The sequence below is a fragment of the Saccharopolyspora elongata genome (genome assembly GCF_004348985.1).
Taxonomy (GTDB): domain Bacteria; phylum Actinomycetota; class Actinomycetes; order Mycobacteriales; family Pseudonocardiaceae; genus Saccharopolyspora; species Saccharopolyspora elongata.
This window is the reverse complement of sequence record NZ_SMKW01000028.1, coordinates 59,555-81,961: the sequence shown is the minus strand read 5'-3', so window position 1 is coordinate 81,961 and position 22,407 is coordinate 59,555. Positions and strand designations below refer to the sequence as shown.

The following is a 22,407-nucleotide window of genomic DNA, read 5'->3' as shown; positions in this document are numbered from 1 at the left end:
CGGATTCCAGGCCGTCGAGCGCCGCCGCGATCGAGGGTGCCGGGACGAGGTCGGCGTGCAGCCGCTCGACCAGCGCCTCCGCCGTGGGATGGTCGAACAGGACGGTGACCGGCAGTGAGAGCCCGGTGATCGAGTTGAGCCGGTTGCGGAACTCCACCGCGGTGATCGAGTCGAAGCCGAGTTCCTTGAACGGCTGACCGGGCGCGATCTGCTGCGGCTCCGAGTGCCGAAGCACGACGGCGGCCAGGGATTGCACGGTCTCCAGGAGGATCTTCCGCTTCTCGCTGCCGGGCGCGGCGGCGAGCCGTCCGGCGAGGTCGCTCGGTCGGCCTTCCGCGTCGGCGACCGGCTCCGCGGACTGCTCGCGCCGGAACAGCACGATCGAGGTCTCGTCGTGATCGAGCGCCTGCTTCAGGGCGCCCGAAACGGGAGCCGCGCCGGGACTCCAGGTCATCGAGACCGCCGGTAGCCCGTGCTCCCGTCGCTGCCTGGCGACCGAGTCCAACACCTCGCTGACGGCGCTGCCGGCGGTCGAGAGGAGCACGAAGGCGTCGAGATCGTGGCCGCGAGTCAGCTCGTCCAGGTTCAGTGCACCGCGAGGTTCGGCGAGCGGCGACCCCGCGATGTGCAGGATTGTCCTCAGCGGATATTGCTGCGGGATCGAGGACAGCACTTCGTCCAGCCCGGCGCGATCGGTCGGGGCGCAGCGCGCGACGGTCACCTTGGCGCCCCGCTCGGTCAGCGCGGCTTCGAGCTCGATCGGGTCGGGCTGCTCGGGGTCGACGAGCAGCACCAGGTGCTCCGCCCCGCGCCGGGCCAGCCACTCCGCGAGGTGCAGACCGCTCTCGGACGTGCAGTCGGTGACGAGCGCGGTATCGCGCGGGCACCAGTCGCGAACGGGCCGGGCGCTGTCGACCGGCGCGTGGACCAGCCGCCGGGCGAGGAGTCCGGCCTCGCGAAGGGCGAATTCGCCACCGGGCTGCGACAGGCAGCCGGTCAGATCGGGGGGCGAGAGCTCGTCCGGGCCTGCGGGGAGGTCCAACAGGCCGATGCCTGGGCGCTCTCCGATGGCCTCCCGCGTCAGCCCGAGCAGGAGCGCCCGGTCGAGATCGGCCGCAGGTTCGGACGGGCCCGTCGAGGCCGCCCCGCTCGTCAGGAACCACAACGGCGTGCGGATATCGGCCTGCACCAGAGCATCGGCTGCGACCGCGTGGCGTGCAGGCTGCGGCCGCTCGGTCAGGGCGAGCAGGGATACGACACCTTCGAAAGATCCTTGTGAGGCAAGCGCTTCCGGTAGATTCCGCTCGGCCGCTTCATCGATGGTCAGGTGCCTCACGATCGCGCCACCAGCGGTCAACGCGTCGGACACGACCTCCTGCCATCGGCGCGCGACATCGGGCGGCGAAACGACCAGCCAGGCCCCGTTGGGTCGCCGGGCCGGTGTGGGAACGGGGTGCCAAGCGACGCGATGCCGAACCTCGTTCAGGCCGTCGTGCTGCGGACCGTCGAGCCAGTAGCGCTCGCGTTGGAAGGGATAGGTGGGGAGTTCGACGTGCTCGCGGGCGGGCAGGACGGCCTGCCAGGTGATCGGCGCGCCGTGGACCCACAGGTGTGCGGCGTTGGTGAGGAGAGTGTCGGTGTCGGGGTGGTCGCGGTGCAGCGTGCTGGCGGTGACCACGTCCGGCAAGGCGGTGATGTGGTGGGTGAGGGTGGGGTGTGGGCTGGGTTCCAGGTAGACCAGATGTCCGGTGGTGTGGAGCTGGGCGATGGTGTCGTGGAAGTTCACGGTGGTGGCGAGGTTGGTGTACCAGTACTCGGCATCCAGGCCGGTGGTGTCCAGCACCTTGCCGGTGACGGTGGAGTGGAACGGGATTTCGGCGGTCTGCGGTGTGAGTCCGGCCAGCTTTTCCAGGAGTTGCCGTTGCAGGGTGTGGACGTGGTGGCTGTGGGAGGCGTAGTCCACGGGCAAGATCCGCGAGCGCACTTCCCGATCGGTCAGAGTGTTGTGAAGTGCGCGGATGGCGTCGGTATCGCCGGAGAGCACGGTGGCGGTGGGGCTGTTGATCGCGGCGATCGAAACGCGTTCCGGGTCGAGATGGGAGCGGAGATCATCGACGGAGAGCGGGACCGACAGCATGCCGCCGTGTCCGGCGAGGTGGGTGCGGATCAGCTGCGACCGCAGGGCGACGACGCGTGCCGCCTGGTCGAGATCGAGCGCGCCGGCGATGTGCGCGGCGGCGATTTCTCCTTGGGAGTGGCCGACGACGGCGGCAGGTTGAACTCCAAGTGCCCGCCAGACCCGGGTCAGGGACACCATGACGGCGAACAGCGCCGGTTGGACGATGTCGACGCGGTCCAGCGGGGATCCGTTGCGCAGCAGATCGGTGACCGACCAGTCCTGGTACGCCGATAGCGCTTGATCGCATTCGGCCATGGCTGCGGCGAAAACGGGGTTGGTGTCGAGCAGTTGGCGACCCATGCCGGCCCATTGGCCGCCCTGCCCGGGGAAGACCATGACGATCCCGTCGGTGTCGTGGGCCGGGGGCTGCGTGCGCCGGATGATGCCCGATGCCTCGGCGCCGCCGGCGAGATCGCGTAGGTGTTGCAGGAGGTCGTGCCGATCCTTGCCGAGGAGCACAACGCGGTGCGCGAAGCCGCTGCGCTTGCTCAGAGCCGCCCCGACATCCCCGGGCGTCCAGTCCTCGCTCGCGGACAGATGCTCGTGCAGCCGCCCCGCGGATGCTTCAAGTGCCTCCGGAGTCTTCCCGGAGATCACCCACGGCACCGGATCGTCCCCAGCTCTCGAAGCACGATCCACAACCACGATCTCCGCACGCGAACTGTCCTGTGTGGACTCAGTGTCGCGAGTCGGCAGTTCGAGGACGAGGTGTGAGTTGGTGCCGGAGACGCCGAAGGACGACACGGCGGCCCGGCGCGGCCGGTCGACATCCGGCCACGGCCGGGATTCGGTGAGCAGCGCGAGCGCCCCGCTGCTCCAGTCGACGTGCGGCGACAGCGCCTCGGCGTGCAGCGATGCGGGCAACTCGCCGTGCCGGAGGGCCTGGACCATCTTGATGACGCCACCGACCCCGGCCGCGGCCTGGGTGTGGCCGACGTTGGACTTCAGTGACCCCAACCACAACGGGCGTTCGGCGGTCCGGTGCTTCCCATAAGTCGCCAGCAGCGCTTGGGCCTCGATCGGATCTCCCAGCGAAGTGCCGGTGCCGTGGGCTTCGACGGCATCGACATCGGCGGGCCCAAGCCCCGCGGCCGCCAGCGCCTTCAAGATCACCCGCTGCTGCGAAGACCCGTTGGGCGCGGTCAACCCGTTGCTCGCGCCGTCCTGGTTGACCGCGCTGCCCCGGATCACCGCCAGCACGGGATGGCCGTTGCGCTGGGCGTCGGAGAGCCGTTCCAGCACCACGACCCCGACGCCTTCGGCCCAGCTGGTGCCGTCCGCCGCCGCGGCGAACGGCTTGCACCGGCCATCCGGGGACAGGGCGCGCTGCCTGCTGAACTCCACGAACATGGTGGGCGTGGCCATGAGGGTGGCCCCACCGGCCAACGCGAGCGTCGACTCACCGGCCCGCAGCGACTGGCAGGCGAGATGGATCGCCACCAGCGACGACGAGCAGGCGGTGTCCACGGTGACCGCCGGTCCCTCCAACCCGAGCGTGTAGGACACGCGGCCGGACGCCACGCTGCCAGCGCTGCCGTGGCCCACGTACCCCTCGAACTCGGCGGGGATGAGCGGCGCCAGCCGCGACCCGTAGTCCTGGTACATGACGCCGGTGAACACGCCGGTCGGGCTGCCGTCCAGCGACAGGGGATCGATGCCCGCGTGTTCGAGTGCCTCCCAGGAGGTTTCCAGCAGCAACCGCTGCTGCGGATCGATGGCCGGGACTTCGCGCGGGCTGATGCCGAAGAACGCGGCGTCGAATTCCGCTGCGTCGTGCAGGAATCCGCCCTCCCGGACGTAGCTCGTCCCGCGGTGCTCCGGGTCCGGGTGGTACAGCGCGTCGAGGTTCCAGCCCCGGTCTGCGGGAAAACCGGAGATCGCGTCCCGGCCGGCCGCCACGAGCTCCCACAACTGCGCCGGCGAGGCGACACCGCCCGGGAACCGGCATCCCATCCCGACGATGGCGATCGGCTCGGGGACCGCAGCCGCGCTCAACCGCTGCCGCGCCTGCCGCAGCTCGGCGGTGACGCGCTTGAGGTAGCTGCGGAGCTTCTCCTCGTTCGCCATCGCGATGTCCTCCTCCTTCGGGGCGCTCGGGTCAGGACTGTTCGAGGTCGCGGTCGATGAGTTCGAAGATCTCCTCGTCGGACGCAGAGTCGATCGCGTCGTCGGCGGTGACGCGCTCGCCGTGGTGGGTCCCGAGCAGCGCGGTCAGCCTCGCCACGACCTCGTTCCGCGAATCGGCGTGCAAGGGGATCGTCGCCAGGACGTCTTCGAGGTGGCTGAGCGCGGACAGCACGGACGTGGCGTCGCCATCCCCGCCGATCAGCTCGGCGCGCAGGTGCGCGGCCATCTTGTGCGGCGTCGGGTGCTCGAAGACGAGAGTGGTGGGCAGCCGCAGGTCGGTGGCCGTGGCGAGCCGGTTGCGCAGCTCCACCGAGGTGAGCGAGTCGAAACCGAGCTCCAGGAACGGGCGATCGGCGGGGATGGCGTCGCAACCGGCGTGCCCTAGAACGGCGGCGGCGTGCATCCGGACGACTTCCAGCACAGTGCGGTGCTGGTGCTGCTCGGGCATCCCCTGCAACCGGGCCGTGAGCGGCTCGGTGTTCCGCGGCTGCGTCTCCCTGCGCTGCTCGGGGATTCGGCCGGCGAGCGACGCGGGGGCTTGGTGGCGCCGGAGCGCCTTCGGGTCGAGCTTGATCGGCAGCAACATCGGCTCGGAACTGCCGAGCGCCTCCTCGAACAGGCGGATCCCGTCCTCCGGTCCGAACGGCAGGGCGCCGGTGTTCGCCATGCGTTGCTGGTCGGCATGCGTGAGGTGCTGGGTCATGCCGTCGCCGGTGTTCCAGGGTCCCCACGCGAGTGAGTGAGCGGGAAGCCCTTGGATGCGGCGGTATCGGGCGAAGACGTCGAGGAAGGTGTTGGCGGCGGCGTAGTTGGCCTGGCCGGGGTTGCCGAGGAATCCGGCGGCGGAGGAGTAGAGGACGAAGAACGCGAGGTCCTGCTGCCGGGTGGCATGGTGCAGGTTCCAAGCGGTGTCCACTTTGGATTCCAGGACCGCGGTGAGCTGCTCGGCGGTGAGCGCGTGCACTGGTGCGTCGCGGAGGACGCCTGCGGTGTGGACGACGCCGGTCAGCGGGTGCTCGGCGGGGATGCCGTCGACCAGCTCGGTGAGTTGGCGGGCGTCGGTGATGTCGCAGGCCGCGATGGTGACAGCGGCTCCGAGCGCGGTCAGCTCGCCGCGGAGGCTCTCGGCGTTGGGCGCGGCCGGGCCCTGACGGCCGGCGAGCAGGAGGCGGCAGCCGGGGTAGCGGGTGGCCAGGTGCCGGGCCATGACGCTGCCGAGGGCGCCGGTGCCGCCGGTGATGAGGATGGTGCCACGCGGGTCGGGCGCGGTGGGGATGGTGAGTGCGAGTTTGCCGGTGTGGCGGGCATTGCTGAGGTGCCGGAACGCCTCCGGAGCCCGGCGGACGTCCCACGTGGTCAGCGGCAGCGGGGTCAGCCGGCGTTGATCGAACAGCGCGGTGAGATCGGTGAGCATGGCCTGCAGGTGGGTCGGGTCGACTTCGGTGAGGTCGAAGGCGTGGTAGTGCAGACCGGGGTGTTCGGCGGGATCGCGGGGGTCGGTCTTGCCGAGTTCGATGAAGTACCCGCCGGGTGTGAGCAGCTCCAGCGAAGCGTCGAGCAGTTCTCCGGTGAGCGAGTTCAGCACGACGTCGACCGAAGGGAACTGCGTGGCGAAGTCCGGGGTGCGGGAGGACGCGATGTGATCTGCGGGAATGCCGAGTTCTCGCAGGGTTGCCCATTTGCTGGGGTGGGCGGTGGCGTAGATGTCGGCGCCGTAGTGCTGGAGCAGTTGGATCGCGGCCATCCCGATGCCACCCGCGGCGGCGTGCACGAGGACCTTCTGTCCTGGTTGGACTCCCACCAGGTGGTGGAGGGCGTGGTAGGTGGTGAGGAAGACCGCGGGGGCGGTGGCGGCCTGGGCGAAGCTCCACCCGTCGGGCACCGGCGCCAGGAGCCGGTGGTCGGTGATCGCGAGCGGGCCCATCGCGCCGGGCAGGATGCCCCACACCCGATCGCCGACCGACAGGTCCCCGACATCCCCGGCGACCTCGGTGATCACCCCGGCGCCCTCGATTCCCAGCGGCGGGGTGCCGGGGTACATGCCGAGGGTGTTGAGGACGTCGCGGAAGTTCACGCCGACGGCCCGCACCGCAACCCGGACCTGACCGGCCGCGAGCGGCGCCTCGGCGTCCGCGAACGCCGCGAGGTGGAGGTTGTCGATGCTGCCGCGCTCGGTCACGTCCAGCCGCCAAGCACCGGTTCCGGGCGGCGTCAGCTCCTGCCGGGAATCGGCGCGGCTCAAGCGGGGCGCGAACATCGCACCTCCCCGCAGCGCCAGCTGCCACGAGCCCGAGGCGATGGCCTTCCGCAGCAGATCCGGCACGTCCTGCTGGAAAAGATCGTCGGTGTCGACGAGCAGGATGCGATCCGGGTGCTCGTTCTGGGCCACCCGCAGCAGGCCCCACAACGGCCCCGTGACCAGGTCCGGCGTCTCACCCGGATGCACCGCCACCGCGCCTCGGGTCACCACTACCAGGTGGGTCGCAGGCTGCTCCGGATCCGACAGCCACTCCTGCACCCGCCCCAGGACCTCCTGCGCCAGGCTCTCCACCCGGGCCGGAACGGACCCGCTGCCCGCAGGCGACCGGTAGTCGAGCACCAGCGCCTCGGGGGCCTCGTCGCCGGGTTCGGCGGAGTGCGGCACCCAATCGACGTGGAACAGCTCGCCGCTGCGCCCGCCGGTCGACCGCCGAAGGGTCAACGACCCGATGGTCGCCACCGGGCGCCCGGTGTGGTCGGCCATGGCGAGCGCCATGGCGTCCTCGCCGATGTGGCGCAGCCGGACGCGAAGCCGCGACGAACCGGCGAGGTGGAGGCGGACATCCGCCCAGGAGAAGACCAGTCGGGTTCGGCCGTCGCCCCGGTCGTCGCCGATGACGGCGGCGTGCTGGGTGGCATCGAGGAGCGCGGGGTGGACCGTCCAGCCCTGCGTGCTGTTCTCGTCGGGCAATGCGACCTCGGCGTAGATGTCGTCGCCGAGCCGCCAGGCGGAGTGCAGGCCGCGGAACGCCGGGCCGTAGTCGAAGCCGTGCCCGGCGAGCACGTCGTACAGATCGCCGACGTCGACGGCGACCGCCCCTTCCGGAGGCCAGACCGTCAGGTCCGGTGCATCGTCGCCCTCGACGCTGCTGGCGGTGGCGGTCGCGTGGCGGGTCCACGACTCGCCCTCACCGCGTGAATGGATCGACAGGCTCCGCCTGCCGTCGTCGTCAACGGGCGTGGCGGTCACGTGGAGCGCGATGTGGCCGTGCTCCGGGAGTTCGAGGGGCGTGAGGACGGTGAGGTCGTCCAGTTGATGCCCGAGCTCGGTGGCGACGTGGAGCGCCATGTCGAGGAACGCGGTGCCGGGCAGCAGGACGGTGCCCTGGACGACGTGGTCGGCGAGCCAGGGGTGGTCGTCGAGCGAGACGCGCCCGGTGAAGATCACCTCGCCGGTGTCGGGGACATCGGTGCGCGCGGACAGCAGCGGGTGCCCGCTGCTGTCCAGCCCCAGCGCCTCGGGCCTTCCGGTGGAAGCCGTCGGGTTGAGCCAGTACCGCTGGCGCTGGAAGGCGTAGGTGGGCAGGTCGAAGGTCCGGGCCGGGGGCAGGAGGGTGGCCCAGCGCGGGCCGAGTCCGGTGGTGTGCGCGCAGGTCAGAGCCGTGAGGTACGCGGTGGTGTCGTTCGTGCCGGGCTTGAGGGTGGCGTGGCTGGGCGTGTCGTGGGTGGTCCGGGCGAGGGTGGAGAGCGTGGTGTCCGGCCCGAGCTCGATGTGGTGCGTGACGGTGTGGTTCTGGTGCAGCCAGGTGAGCGCGGGGTGGAACCGGACGGCCCGCCGGACCTGCCGGGCCCAGTAGACCGGAGTCGCGATGTCGTCGGTGATGGTCCCGGTGACGGTGGAGACGATCGGGATCGTCGGCGGGTGGTAGGTCAGCTCCCGGGCGGTCTGTTCGAGCGCGTCGACCAGCGGCTCGCAGTGGGGCGAGTGGAAAGCGCGGCTGGTGTGCAGTTCCCGGGTGGTGCGGCCCTGATCCCGCCAGTGCTCGGTGATGGCTCGCACCGGGCCGGGGTCGCCGGAGATCACCGTGGACTGTGGGCTGTTGATCGCGGCGATGGACACGCCGCTGTCCGGGTCGAGGAGTTCGGGGTGGGCAGCGGTGAGTTCGTCTTCGCCGGCCTGGATGCTCGCCATCACCCCGGTGCTGGGCAGGGTGCGCATCAGCTGGGCCCGCGCGGCCAGCAGGCGCGCTGCGTCGGGCAACGTGAGTACGCCCGCGAGGTGGGCGGCGGTGAGTTCGCCGATGGAGTGGCCGATGAGGTAGTCGGGGGTGACGCCGTGGTGTTCGAGCAGACGGAACAAGGCGACCTGCAGCGCGAACAGCGCTGGCTGCGCGATCAGCGTGTCTTCGACTTCGTCGGGCTTGCCGTGGAAGACGATGTCGGTGAGTGGCCGGTCCAGTCCGAGCAGCGGGTCTAGGTGTGCGCATGCCTCGTCCCAGGCTTCGGCGAACACCGGGAACGCCTCGTGCAGGCCGCGTCCCATGCCTGGGCGCTGGCTGCCTTGCCCGGACAGCAGCATCGCCACGTGGTTGCGGCGGCTCGTCGCCGAACCGCGGATGATCCCGTCCGCGTCCCGGCCACGGGCCAGATCATCCAGCCCTGCCAGCAATTCCTCGCGGTCGGAGCCCAGGATCGCGGCGCGGTGTTCGAAGGCGGCTCGGGTGGTGGCGAGTGACCAGGCCACCTCGGCGGGCGTCCAGTCGTCCCGGTCGCGGAGCTGGGTGTGCAGCCGTTCCGCTTGCGCTGTCAGGGCGTCCGGTGTCTTCGCGGAAATCATCCACGGCACCTGAACCGAACCGACGAAGTCCTTTGTGGACTCGTTCGGTGGTGCCTGTTCGAGGATGAGGTGTGCGTTGGTGCCGGATACACCGAAGGACGAGACCGCGGCCCGGCGCGGCCGGTCGTCTTCCGGCCAGGACCGGGACTCCGTGAGCAGCGCGAGCGCACCGCTGCTCCAGTCGATGTGGGTCGAGGGCTCGTCGGCGTGGAGCGTGGCGGGCAGCTGGTTGTGCTGGAGGGCCTGGATCATCTTGATGACGCCCGCAACTCCGGCCGCTGCTTGGGTGTGGCCGATGTTGGATTTCAGCGATCCCAGCCACAAGGGACGTTCGGCGGTGTGATGCTGGCCGTAGGTGGCCAGCAGTGCCCGCGCTTCGATGGGGTCGCCCAGCGATGTTCCGGTGCCATGGGCTTCGACGGCGTCGATGTCGGCGGGTGCGAGCCCAGCGTTGGCGAGCGCCTGCTGGATGACGCGTTCCTGGGAAGGACCGTTGGGTGCGGTCAGTCCGTTGCTGGCGCCGTCCTGGTTGATCGCGCTGCCGCGGATCACCGCCAGCACGCGGTGACCGTTGCGCTGGGCGTCCGAGAGCCGCTCCAGCATCACGACCCCGACGCCTTCCGACCAGGTGGTGCCGTCCGCTGCGGCGGAAAACGCCTTGCAGCGCCCATCCCGCGCCAGGCCCCGCTGGCGGCTGAACTCCAGGAAGATGCCCGGAGCCGCCATGATCGTCACCCCGCCGGCCAGCGCCAGCCTCGCCTCGCCGGAGCGCAGCGACTGGCACGCGAGGTGCATCGCCACCAGCGACGACGAGCACGCGGTGTCCACTGTGACCGCCGGGCCTTCCAGCCCGAGGGTGTAGGCGACCCGCCCCGACATGACGCTCGGTGTCGTGCCCGTGAGCGCGTGGCCGGAGGAATCCGGTGCCACCTGGTGCAGCGGCGGACCGTAGTCCTGCGCGGTCGCTCCGACGAAGGTCCCGGTCGCGGTGCCGCGGAGCGTTGCCGGATCGATTCCGGCGTTCTCGATCGCTTCCCACGTGGTTTCGAGGAGCAGGCGCTGCTGGGGATCCATGGGGAGCGCCTCGCGCGGGCTGATGCCGAAGAACGCCGGATCGAACTCCGCCGCGTCCAGCAGGAACCCGCCCTGCCGGCAGTACGTCGTCCCCGGGTTGTCGGGATCAGGGTGGAAGAGGCGCTGGAGGTCCCAGCCGCGGTTCGCCGGGAAGTCCGAGATCGCGTCCGTGGCGGAGGCGACCAGGTCCCAGAGCTGGTCCGGCGATGCGACACCGCCCGGCAGCCGGCACGCCATGCCGACGACCGCGATCGGCTCGCGCTCGTCGATCGGCGCGGAGTCCGGTGTGGACCGGGCGCTCGGCTCGCCCAGCAGCAGTTCCAGCAGGTGGTCCGCCAGCTGGGTGGGCGTGGGGTGGTCGTAGATGAGGGTGGCGGGGAGGGAGATCCGGGTGGTGGCGGCGAGTTGGTTGCGGAGCTGGATCGCGGTGACGGAGTCGTAGCCGATCTGCTGGAACGTGTGGTGGGTGGGGATCGAGTCGGGATCGGCGTAGTCGAGGACGGCGGCGGCGTGCCGGATGACGTGGTCGAGGAGGTGGGTGTGCCGTTGGTGCTCGGGGAGCTGGGCGAGCTGCTGGCGGAGCTTGGCGGTGGATGTCGTGTCGCGCTTGGGGCGGCGGGTGACCTCGCTTTCCGCCATGCGGGTGGTGTTCGGTGCGAGCCAGAACCGTTCGCGCTGGAACGGGTATGTGGGGAGGGCGATGCGCTCGCGGGCGGGCAGGACGGCCTGCCATGCGATGGGTGTGCCGTTGGCCCAGAGGTGCGCGGCGTTGGCGAGGAGCGTGTCCCGGCCGGGGTGGTCGCGGTGCAGCGTGGTCGCGCTGGTCGCGTCGGCGGCGATGGTGTTGATGTGGTGCGTCAGCGTGGGGTGCGGGCTGGGTTCGAGGTAGGTGTGGTGCCCGGAGGCGTTCAGCCGCGTGATGGTGCGGTGGAATTCGACGGTGGTGGCGAGGTTGGTGTACCAGTACTCGGCGTCGAGTCCGGTGGTGTCGTGCGCCTCGCCGGTGACGGTGGAGTGGAACGGGATTTCGGCGGCTCGCGGGGTGAGTCCGGCGAGTCGTTCCAGCAGCGGCTGCCGGAGGTTCTGGACGTGGTGGCTGTGGGAGGCGTAGTCCACCGGTAGCACGCGGGATCGCACACCTTGGTCGGTGAGTGTGGCGTGGAGGTGGTGGATGGCGTCGGAGTCGCCGGAGAGCACCGTGGCGGTGGGGCTGTTGATCGCGGCGATCGAAACGCGTTCGTCGAGATGGGGTTTGAGGTCGTTGACGGAGAGTGCGGTGGAGAGCATGCTGCCGTGTCCGGCGAGGTGGGTGCGGATCAGCTGGGATCGCAGGGCGACGATGCGTGCGGCTTGGTCGAGGTCGAGTGCGCCTGCGATGTGTGCGGCGGCGATTTCTCCTTGGGAGTGGCCGACGACGGCGGCTGGTCGTACTCCATGGGATTGCCAGACTCGGGTCAGGGAGACCATGACGGCGAACAGCGCGGGTTGGATGACATCGACCCGTTCCAAGGCGTTGCCGTTGCGGAGCAGGTCGGTCACCGACCAGTCCTGATACCGCGACAACGCTTGATCGCATTCGGCCAGGGCGGCGGTGAAGACGGGGTTGGTGTCGAGCAGTTCGCGGCCCATGCCGGGCCATTGGCCGCCCTGGCCGGGGAAGACCAGCACCACGCGATCCGGGTCCGGCGTCATGGGGCCGGTGCGCTGCATGAGCCGGGGGGAGACCTCGCCGCGGGCCAAGGCATGCAGCTCGTTCAGAAGCTCGTCCCGGTCGCGCCCGAGGACCACGGCTCGGTGCTCGAGCGCGGCACGGGTGGTGGCCAGCGACCATGCCACGTTCGAAGGCGTCCAACCGGAGTCCTGCGCCAAGTGGTCGTGCAGCCGTGCTGCTTGCGCCGCGAGGGCCTCGGGCGTCCTGGCGGAGACCACCCACGGAACCAGATCACCAGTACCGACGATGATTTCCGCAGAGTCGTCGTCCAATGTGGACTCTTCTGGCGGCGCCTGTTCGAGGATGAGATGTGCGTTGGTGCCGGAGACGCCGAAGGAGGAGACGGCGGCGCGGCGTGGCCGGTCGGTTTCCGGCCAGGGCTGCGGCTCGGTGAGTAGCGCGAGAGTGCCGCCGCTCCAGTCGATGTGTGCCGATGGTTCGTCGGCGTGCAGCGTCGCGGGCAGTTCGTCGTGGTGGAACGCCTGCACCATTTTGATGACGCCCGCGACGCCTGCCGCTGCCTGGGTGTGGCCGATGTTGGACTTCAGCGACCCGAGCCACACCGGTCGTTCGGCGGTGTGGCTCTGGCCGTATGTGGCCAGCAGGGCTTGGGCTTCGATGGGGTCGCCGAGCGAGGTCCCGGTGCCGTGGGCTTCGACGGCGTCGATGTCGGCGGGGGTGAGCCCGGCGTTGGCCAGTGCTTGCAGGATGACGCGTTCCTGCGACGGTCCGTTGGGTGCGGTGAGGCCGTTGCTGGCGCCGTCCTGGTTCACCGCGCTACCCCGGATCACGGCGAGAACGCGGTGGCCGTTGCGCTGCGCGTCGGAGAGGCGTTCCAGTGCTACGACCCCGGCGCCTTCGGCCCAGCTCGTGCCGTCGGCGTCGGCGGAGAACGCCTTGCAGCGGCCGTCCCGTGCGAGCCCGCGCTGGCGGCTGAACTCGATGAACATCCCGGGCGTGGCCATCACGGTGGCCCCGCCTGCCAGCGCCATGCTCGACTCGCCCGACCGCAGCGACTGGCACGCCAGATGCATCGCCACCAGCGACGACGAGCACGCGGTGTCCACGGTCACCGCCGGGCCTTCCAACCCCAGCAGATAGGCCACGCGCCCCGAGATCGCGCTGGAGGTCGTGCCGGTCAGGACGTGCCCTTCCACGTCCTTCGCCGCGTTGTGCAGCCGCGCCCCGTAGTCCTGCGGGATCGCTCCGACGAAGACGCCGGTCGGGCTGCCGCGCAGCTCGTCGGGGTCGATGCCCGCGTTTTCGAGGACCTCCCAGGTGGTTTCCAGCAGGAGTCGCTGCTGGGGGTCCATGGCGAGCGCTTCGCGCGGGCTGATACCGAAGAACGCGGGGTCGAACTGGTCGGCGTCGTGCAGGAACCCGCCGTGGCGGGCGTAGGACTTCCCCGACGCGTCGGGGTCCGGGTCGAAGAGGTCATCCAGGTTCCAGCCGCGGTTGGTGGGGAAGCCGGTGATGGCGTCGCCGCCGGCCGCGACCAGCTGCCACAGTTCGTCCGGCGAACGCACGCTGCCGGGAAGCCGGCAGGCCATGCCGACGATGGCGATCGGCTCGTCGTCAGCGCGCCGCGTCGTCCTCGGGCCGGGCCGGGTCTTCGGGCGATCGGCGAGCAGGAGGGCGCACAGCCGGTCGGACAGCGTCCCGGGCGTGGGGTGGTCGAAGATCAGTCCGGGCGGCAGGGAAAGCCCGGTGGCGGCGGCGAGCCGATTCCGCAGCTCCACCGAGGTCAACGAGTCGAACCCCAGGCTCTTGAAGCTCGGCCGCGCGTCGATGCTCGCCGGATCGGAGTGGCCCAGCACCGCAGCGGCGTGGGTTTGGACGAGCTCCAGCACCATGCGGTGGCGCTGCGCCTCGGGCACGGCCGCCAAGCGACCGGCCAACGACGACGGTGCCGCTGCCCGCCGCGTTCGGGTCCGGCCGGGAGCCAGGTCGCTCAGCAGTGCGACCGGCCGGCGCTTGTTGTCGAGGCGGAGCGGCACCAGGTACGGGTCCGGGCTGCCGCCGGCCTGGTCGAAAAGGCGGAGCGCCTCGCCGGGATCGAGGAAGTGCATCCCGATGTCCGCCATGCGCTCCCGCTCGCCGGGGGTGAGGTGCTGCGTCATGCCGCGGTCGGTGCTCCAAGGTCCCCAGGCGAGCGAGTGCGCCGGAAGCCCTTGGGTGTGGCGGTGTTCGGCGAGGGTGTCGAGGAAGGTGTTGGCGGCGGCGTAGTTGGCCTGGCCGGGGTTGCCGAACAGTGCGGCGGCGGAGGAGTAGAGGGCGAAGAACGCGAGATCGTGCTGCCGGGTGGCGTGGTGCAGGTTCCAGGCCGAGTCCACTTTGGATTTCAGTACTGCGGCGAGCTGCTCGGCGGTGAGCGCGTGTACCGGGGCGTCGTGCAGGGCGCCGGCGGCGTGGACGACGCCGGTGAGCGGCCGGTCGGCCGGGATGGTGTCGAGAAGTCGTTGCACGGCAGCGGAATCGGTGAAGTCGCAGGCCGTGATGCTGACGTCCGCCCCAAGCGCTCGCAGCTCGTCCCGGAGCTGTGCCGCTCCCGGTGCTGCTGGGCCTCGGCGGCTGGCCAGGAGGAGGTGTCCGGGGTGTTGTGCGGCGAGGTGGCGGGCGAGGGTGGTGCCGAGGGCGCCGGTGCCGCCGGTGATGAGGATGGTGCCGTGAGGTTTGGATGGTGTGGGGATGGTGAGTGCGAGTTTGCCGGTGTGGCGGGCGTTGCTGAGGTGCCGGAAGGCGTCTGGGGCCTGCCGGATGTCCCAGGCGGTCACCGGCAACGGGGCTAGGGCGCCGCTGGCGAACAGGCGGGTGAGGTCGCCGAGCATGGCCTGCAGGTGGCCGGGATCGGCTTCGGTGAGGTCGAAGGCGTGGTAGTGCAGTCCGGGGTGTTCGGCGGGGTCTCGGGGGTCGGTCTTGCCGAGTTCGACGAAGTGCCCACCCGGTTTGAGCAGTTCCAGCGATGCGTCGAGGAGATCGCCGGTGAGCGAGTTGAGGACGACGTCGACTGAGGGGAACTGCGTCGCGAAATCCGGGGTGCGCGACGAGGCGATGTGATCTGCGGGGATGCCGAGTTCGCGCAGGGTCGCCCATTTGCCCGGGTGTGCGGTGGCGTAGATGTCGGCGCCGTAGTGCTGGAGCAGCTGGATTGCGGCCATGCCGACACCGCCCGCTGCGGCGTGCACGAGCACGCGCTGCCCGGGCTGGACCCGCGCGAGGTGGTGGAGGGCGTGGTACGCGGTGAGGAACACCGCGGGCGTGGCGGCGGCCTGGGCGAAAGTCCAGTCCTGCGGTACGCGGGCGAACACCCGATGATCGCCGACCGCCAGCGGGCCCATCGCGCCGGGCAGCATGCCCGCCACCCGGTCGCCGACCGACAGGTGATCGACATCGGAGGCGGCCTCGGTGACGACGCCGGCGACCTCGATGCCCAGCGGCGGGGTGCCGGGGTACATGCCGAGGGCGTTGAGCACATCGCGGAAGTTCAACCCGACGGCCCGCACCGCGACCCGGACCTGACCAGCCGAAAGCGGCGCCTCGGCCGCCTCGAATGCCGCAAAGTCGAGGTTGTCGATGCTGCCGCGGTCGGTCACGTCCAGCCGCCACGCACGGCCCTCGGGCGGCGTGAGGACCTCCTGGGCGCGCGTCAGCCGGGGTACGAACAGCGAATCGCCGCGCACCGCGATCTGCGGTTCACCCTGGTGCAGGGCAACGCCGACGACTTGCCGCAGCCCGTCGTGATCGGTGTGCGCGTCGGCATCGACGAGCAGGATCCGGTCGGGGTGCTCGTTCTGCGCCACCCGCAGCAGACCCCACAGCGGGCCGGTGACCAGGTCCGGAACCTCTCCCGGCTGCACCGCCACCGCGCCCCGCGTCACCAACGCCAGACGCGTCTCCGCGCCGTCCGACAACCAGCTCTGCACCTGATCCAGCGCTTCCCGGGTGACTCGCGCAACGCACGCCGGGACGTCCTCCGGCGGATCGATCGCGCGGAAGTCGGCCAGTACCACATCGGGGCGCGGATCACCGCTGTCCGCGTGCAGATCCGCGTTCAGCTGCGTCCACTTCAGACGGAGCAGCTCGGCGTCCCGGCCGCCGGTGGTCGCGGCCGGCCGCAGGGTCAGGGCCTCGATCTCGGCCACGGGATCGCCGGTCTCGTCCGCGGCGGCGATGCGGATCGTGCCGGAACCGACCGGCCGGATGCCGACCCGGAGGCGTTGCGCGCCCCGCTGGTGGAGCCGGATTCCGCTCCAGGAGAAGGGAAGGAGCGCGTCCTGGGAGTCGCCGAGCCTCGGCAGCAGGGCCGCCTGGACCGCCGGATCGAGCAGTGCGGGGTGGATCGCCCAGCCGCCTGCGCCGGCTTCTTCGGGCAAGGTGACCTCGGCGTACAGGTCGTCGCCGTCCTCCCACAGGGCCTGGAGCCCCTGGAACGCTGGCCCGTAGTCGAGGCCGCGGTCGCCGAAGATGTCGTACGCATCGGCCAGATCCACCGGCGTGGCGTGCTCCGGCGGCGCGGTCTCCGGGAAGTCACCCCGAGGACGTTGCGCGTCGACGCTCAAAGCACCCGCAGCGTGCTGAACCCAGTCCTGGGCTTCGTCGTCGGCCGACTCGCGGGAGTGGATGGTGACATCGCGATTTCCGGACTCGCTCTCCGGCGCGATCGTCAGGCGCAGCGCGAGGTGCCCGTGGGCGGGCAACGCGAGCGGCGTGTGGAGGGTGAGTTCTTCGACGGTGCAGTCGAGTTGCGCGGCCGCGTGCAACGTCATGTCGAGTAGCGCGGTGCCCGGGAGCAGCACGGTGTCCTGGACGACGTGGTCGGCCAGCCACGGCTGCGTTTCGAGCGAGAGCCGCCCGGTGAAGACCGTCTCGCCGGTCTGCGGCATGTCGACGCGTGCGGCTAGCAGCGGGTGCCCGGTGCTCGCCAGCCCCAGCGCCTCGGGGGGTCCGGCCGACCGTTCCGCGTTCAGCCAGTACCGCTGGTGCTGGAAGGCGTAGGTGGGGAGGTCGACGGTCCGGCTCGGCGGGAGGAGCGCGGGCCAGCGGACCGGGAGGCCCGTGGCGTGGGCACCGGCGAGGGCGGCGACGTAGGCGGTCACGTCGTCGGTGCCGGCGCGCAAGGTGGGGTGGCTTGGTGTGTCGCGCGTGGTGCGCGCGAGGGTGGTGAGGGTCGCGTCGGGCCCGAGCTCCAGATGATGGGTGACGTTGTGGTGCTCGTGGAGCCAGGCGAGGGCAGGCGCGAAGCGGACCGGTCGACGTACCTGGCGTGCCCAGTAGGCCGGGGTGGTGAGCTCGTCGGTGACGTTCCCGGTGACGGTGGAGATGATCGGGATCTTCGGCGGGTGGAAGGTCAGCGCGCTGGCGATGCGTTCGAGCTCGTCGAGCAGCGGCTCGCAGTGCGGCGAGTGGAAAGCGCGGCTGGTGTGCAGGTCCCGGACGGTGCGGCCCTGCCCGCGCCAGTGCTCGCCGATGGCGTGGACGGCGTCGGGATCACCGGAGACGACGGTCGACTGCGGGGCGTTGACCGCGGCGATCGAGACGCCGCTGCGCGGATCGCGGAGCTCGGGGTGCGCGTCGAGGAGTTCCTGCTCCGCTGCCTGGATCCCGGCCATGACCCCGTGCGCGGGGAGCGCCTGCATCAACCGGGCCCGCCCGGCGAGCAGGTCGGCGGCGTCGGGCAGGGAGAACACCCCGGCCAGGTGCGCGGCGGTGAGCTCGCCGACGGAATGGCCGATGAGGTGATCCGGCACGATGCCGTGGTGTTCGAGCAACCGGAACAACGCGATCTGCAGTGCGAACAGCGCAGGCTGAGCGACCAGTGTTCGTTCCACCTCGGCGTCGTCGCCGTGGAACACGATGTCGGTGAGCGGTCGGTCCAGACCCAGCAGCGGGTCCAGGTGCGCGCATGTGTCGTCCCAGGCGCGGGCGAACACCGGGAACGCTTCGTGCAGCCCACGGCCCATGCCGGGTCGCTGGCTTCCCTGGCCGGACAGCAGCATGGCGAGGCTCGGCTGGTCTGCGGCGATGCCTCGCACGATGTCCGAAGCGTCCTCGGAACGGGCGAGGGTTTCCAGTCCCGCCAGCAATTCCTCGCGGCCGGTGCCGACGATCGCAGCCCGGTGCGCGAAGGCGGTGCGGGTGGTGGCCAGCGACCGAGCCACCTCGGCCGGGGTCCAGTCGTCCCGGTCACCGAGGTGGGAAAGCAGGCGTTCTGCTTGCGATGAAAGAGCTTCCGGCGTTCTCGCGGAGATCATCCACGGCACGGCGCCCGAATCCGTAGTCGAGATCGGGGCGTCCGTTGTGGACGCGGTCGGCGGCTGTTCGAGGACGAGGTGTGCGTTGGTGCCGGAGATGCCGAACGACGAGACGGCGGCGCGACGCGGCCGTTCGCCCTCGGTCCACGGCCGGGGTTGATCGAGCAGTGCGACGGCGCCGCTGCTCCAGTCGACGTGGGGGGACGGTTCGTCGGCGTGCAGCGTGGCGGGCAGCTCTTCGTGGCGGAGCGCCTGCACCATCTTGATGACACCGGCGACGCCCGCAGCTGCTTGGGTGTGCCCGATGTTGGACTTCAGCGATCCCAGCCACACCGGCCGTTCGGGGCTGTGGTGCTTGCCGTAGGTGGCGAGCAGCGCTTGGGCTTCGATCGGATCGCCCAACGCCGTGCCCGTGCCGTGGGCTTCCACGGCGTCGACGTCTGCGGGCGTGAGCCCGGCGTTGGCCAAGGCCTGCAGGATCACCCGCTCCTGGGCAAGTCCGCTCGGCGCGGTCAGGCCGTTGCTGGCGCCGTCCTGGTTGATCGCGCTTCCCCGGATCACCGCCAGGACCCGGTGGCCGTTGCGCACGGCCTCCGACAGCCGCTCCAGCACCACCACTCCGACGCCTTCGGCCCAGCTGGTTCCGTCGGCGTCGGCGGAGAACGCCTTGCAGCGCCCGTTCTGCGCGAGCCCGCGCTGGCGGCTGAACTCGACGAACATGCCGGGCGTGGCCATCACGGTCACGCCGCCGGCCAGCGCCAGGCCCGACTCGCCCGACCGCAGCGATTCGCAGGCCAGGTGCATCGCCACCAGCGACGACGAGCATGCGGTGTCCACTGTGACCGCCGGGCCGTGCAAGCCCAGGGAGTAGGCGATCCGCCCGGACAGGATGCTCGGCGTGGTGCCGGTCAGCGCATGCCCCTCGCCGGACTGGTCCAGGCGAGGCCCGTAGTCCTGCGCGGTCGCGCCGACGAACGTCCCGGTGGACGTGCCGCGCAGCGCCGCCGGATCGATCCCGGCGCGCTCCAGCGCCTCCCACGACGTTTCCAGCAGCAGCCGCTGCTGGGGGTCCATCGCCAGCGCTTCGCGCGGGCTGATGCCGAAGAAGGCGGGATCGAAGGCCGCCGCGTCGTGCAGGAATCCGCCCTGCCGGGTGTAGGACTTGCCGGCCGCGGCCGGATCCGGGTCGAAGAGGGCGTCCAGGTCCCAGCCGCGATCGGTGGGGAACCCGGAGATCGCGTCCGCACCGGAGGTGACGAGCCGCCACAGGTCCTCCGGCGACCGCGCGCCACCGGGCAGGCGGCAGGCCATGCCCACGATCGCGATCGGCTCATCGCTGGCCGACGTGCTGACCGCGGTCGATTCCCCACCGGCCCCGGCGAGCTCCGCGCGCAGGTGATCGGCGAGTTCGACGGGCGTTGGGTAGCTGTAGAGCGCAGCGGTCGTCAGCCGGAGCCCGGTGGCGGCGGAGAGACGGTCGCGCAGCTCCACCGTCCCGAGCGAGTCGAAGCCGAGCTCGCGGAGCGTGCGTCGCGGTTCGACGTCCTCGGGCGAGGAATGCCCCAGGATGACGGCGGCCTGGGAGCGCACGAGCTCCAGCGGGTCCTGCTCGCTCTTGGCCGCGGGCGCCGCGACCGCCTCGTCGTCGGTCGCCTCCTCATCCAGCCAGTACCGCCGCCGCTGGAAGGCGTAGGTCGGCAGGTCGATCCGCCGGCCTGCGGGCAGCAGAGCCGTCCAGTCGACGGGAACGCCGGTCGCGTGCGCGCGGGCGAGGCAGGTCAGCACGCTCTCGGGTTCCGGAAGGTCCGGGTGCAGCGCCGGGATGGCCGGGATGTTGCCGTGCACCTCGCGCGCGAGCGTCGTGAGGGTCGTACCCGGGCCTATCTCCAGGTGGTGGGTCGCTTCGTGGTTGCGGTGGAGCCAGGTCAGCGCCGGGTGGAACCGGACGGGATCGCGCAGCTGGCGCACCCAGTAGCCCGGCGTCGTGATCGCATCGCTGCGATCACCGGTCAGGGTGGAGATGATCGGGATGCGCGGCCGGTGGTAGGTGAGCCGTGCCGCGGTCGACTCCAACTCGTCGAGGATGGCGTCGCAGTGCGGTGAGTGGAAGGCGCGGCTGGTGCGCAGCGGCCGGACGTGGCGGCCTGCTTGACCCCAATGCCGCAGGATCGCGTCCACCGGCTCGGGCTCGCCGGAGATCACCGTGCTGTCCGGCGCGTTGAGCGCCGCGATGGCCACACCGCTCGCCGGGTCGGCGAGTTCGGGGTGGGACCGGGCGAGTTCGGCTTCGGTCGCCTGCACGGCGGCCATGACGCCGGAGGCCGGCAGCGACTGCATGAGGCGCGCGCGGGCGGCGAGCAGCGTCGCCGCATCGGGCAAGGTGAGGATGCCGGAGACGTGCGCCGCGCTCAGCTCGCCCACGGAGTGGCCGATGAGGAAGTCGGCGCCGATGCCGTGCACCTCGAACAGCCGGAACAGCGCGACCTGGAGCACGAACAGGGCGGGCTGCGCGATGAGCGTCTCGTTCAGGGCGTCCTGGCTGCCTGCGAAGACGACCTCGGTGAGCGGGCGGTCCAGGCCGAGCAGCGGATCGAGGTGCTCGCACACCTCGTCCCAAGCTTCGGCGAATTCGGGAAAGGTGCGGTGGAGTTCGCGTCCCATCCCGGCCCGTTGGCTGCCCTGCCCGGAGAACAGCATCGCGACGCTGCTGCCGCTCGTCGCCACGCCGCGCACGAGCCCCGGACCTTCACCGCCCCGCGCGAGTTCTTCCAGCCGGGCGAGCAGTTCTTCTTCGTCGCTGCCGAGGATCGCGGCGCGCTGCGCGTGCTGGCTCCGCGTGGTCGCCAGCGACCACGCCACGTCGGACGGCGACCACTCCCGGTGCTCGCGGAGGTGTGCGTGCAGCCGGGCCGCCTGCGCGCACAGCGCTTCCGGGGTCTTCCCCGAAACCAGCCAGGGCACGGTGCCGGTGATGTCGCCGGGCGCGTCGGTCTCCGTGGCCGGCGGCTCCGTCATGACTAGGTGGCAGTTCGTGCCGCCCATGCCGAAGGAACTCGCGCCCGCCGTCAGCGGCCGGTCCGGCCGGGGCCACGGCCCGAGTTCCCGCTGGACCGCCAGGTTCAGGGAATCCAGCGGAATAGCGGGATTCGGCGTCTCGAAGTTGAGGCTCGGCGGCAGCATGCGGTGCCGGATGGCCAGCGCCACCTTGAGCAGGCCGACGATGCCCGCCGCGCCCTCCAGGTGCCCGACGTTCGTCTTGGCGGAGCCGACCGGCAGGGGAGAGCCGGTCGGCCGGGCGGCGCCCAGCGCCGCACCGAGCGCCGAGGCCTCCACCGGATCGCCCACCTTCGTGCCCGTGCCGTGCAGCTCGACGTACTGCACCTCCGCCGGGTCCACGCCGGACGCCGCGTACGCCGCACGGATGACTTCCCGCTGTGCCAACGAATCGGGCACCGTCAGGCCGTCGCCAGCGCCGTCGTTGTTGATCGCTCCGCCGCGGATCACGCAGTAGATCGGGTCGCCGTCGGCCACCGCCCGCGATAGGGGCTTGAGGACGACCACGCCGCCGCCTTCGCCGCGCACGTATCCGTTGGCGCGGGCGTCGAAGGTGTAGCAGCGGCCGTCGGGAGACAGGCTGCCGAACTCCTCCACGCACTCCGAGCTCTCCGGCGCGAGGATGAGGTTCACACCGCCCGCCAGCGCCAGGTCGGTCTCCCCGGACCGCAGGTTCTCGCAGGCGAGGTGCACGGCCACCAGCGACGACGACTGCGCGCTGTCGACGACCATGCTCGGGCCGCGCAGCCCCAGGGCGTACGACACGCGATTCGCGATGATGCCGCGCTGCAAGCCGGTCGAGGTGTGCCGGCCGATCGCCCGCGGCGCGCGGCGGTGCAGCAGGGTCGCGTAGTCGTCGGCCGCGCACCCGAGGAACACGCCGGCCCGGCTGCCCCGGATCCGGTCCGCGACGAGCCCGGCGTCTTCGAGCGCCTCCCAGGCCAGCTCCAGGACCAGCCGCTGCTGGGGATCCATCGCGCGGGCCTCGCGCGGCGAGATGCCGAAGAAGTCGGCGTCGAAGCCGTCGACGCGATCGAGGAACCCGCCCCGGCGGGTGGCCCCGGACGCATCGGGGCCGCAGCGGTCGGCAGGTGCGTCGGCGATCGCGCTGCCGCCGTCCCGCAGCAGCCGCCACAACGCGCGCATGTCCGCTGCCTTCGGGAGCCGACATGCGGCGCCGATGACGGCGATCCCG

1 protein-coding gene and 1 pseudogene are annotated in these 22,407 nt (G+C 71.2%); both read right to left on the bottom strand.

Features of this window, described 5'->3' with window-relative positions:
- Positions 1-82: 82 nt before the first annotated feature.
- Positions 83-4,252: pseudogene (locus E1288_RS21425) on the bottom strand (beta-ketoacyl synthase N-terminal-like domain-containing protein); the annotation flags it as partial.
- 25 nt (positions 4,253-4,277) lie between these two features.
- Entirely contained in the window at positions 4,278-22,403 is an 18,126-nt protein-coding gene (locus E1288_RS47995) for a type I polyketide synthase (RefSeq protein ID WP_456320505.1), read from the bottom strand.
- Positions 22,404-22,407: the final 4 nt, after the last annotated feature.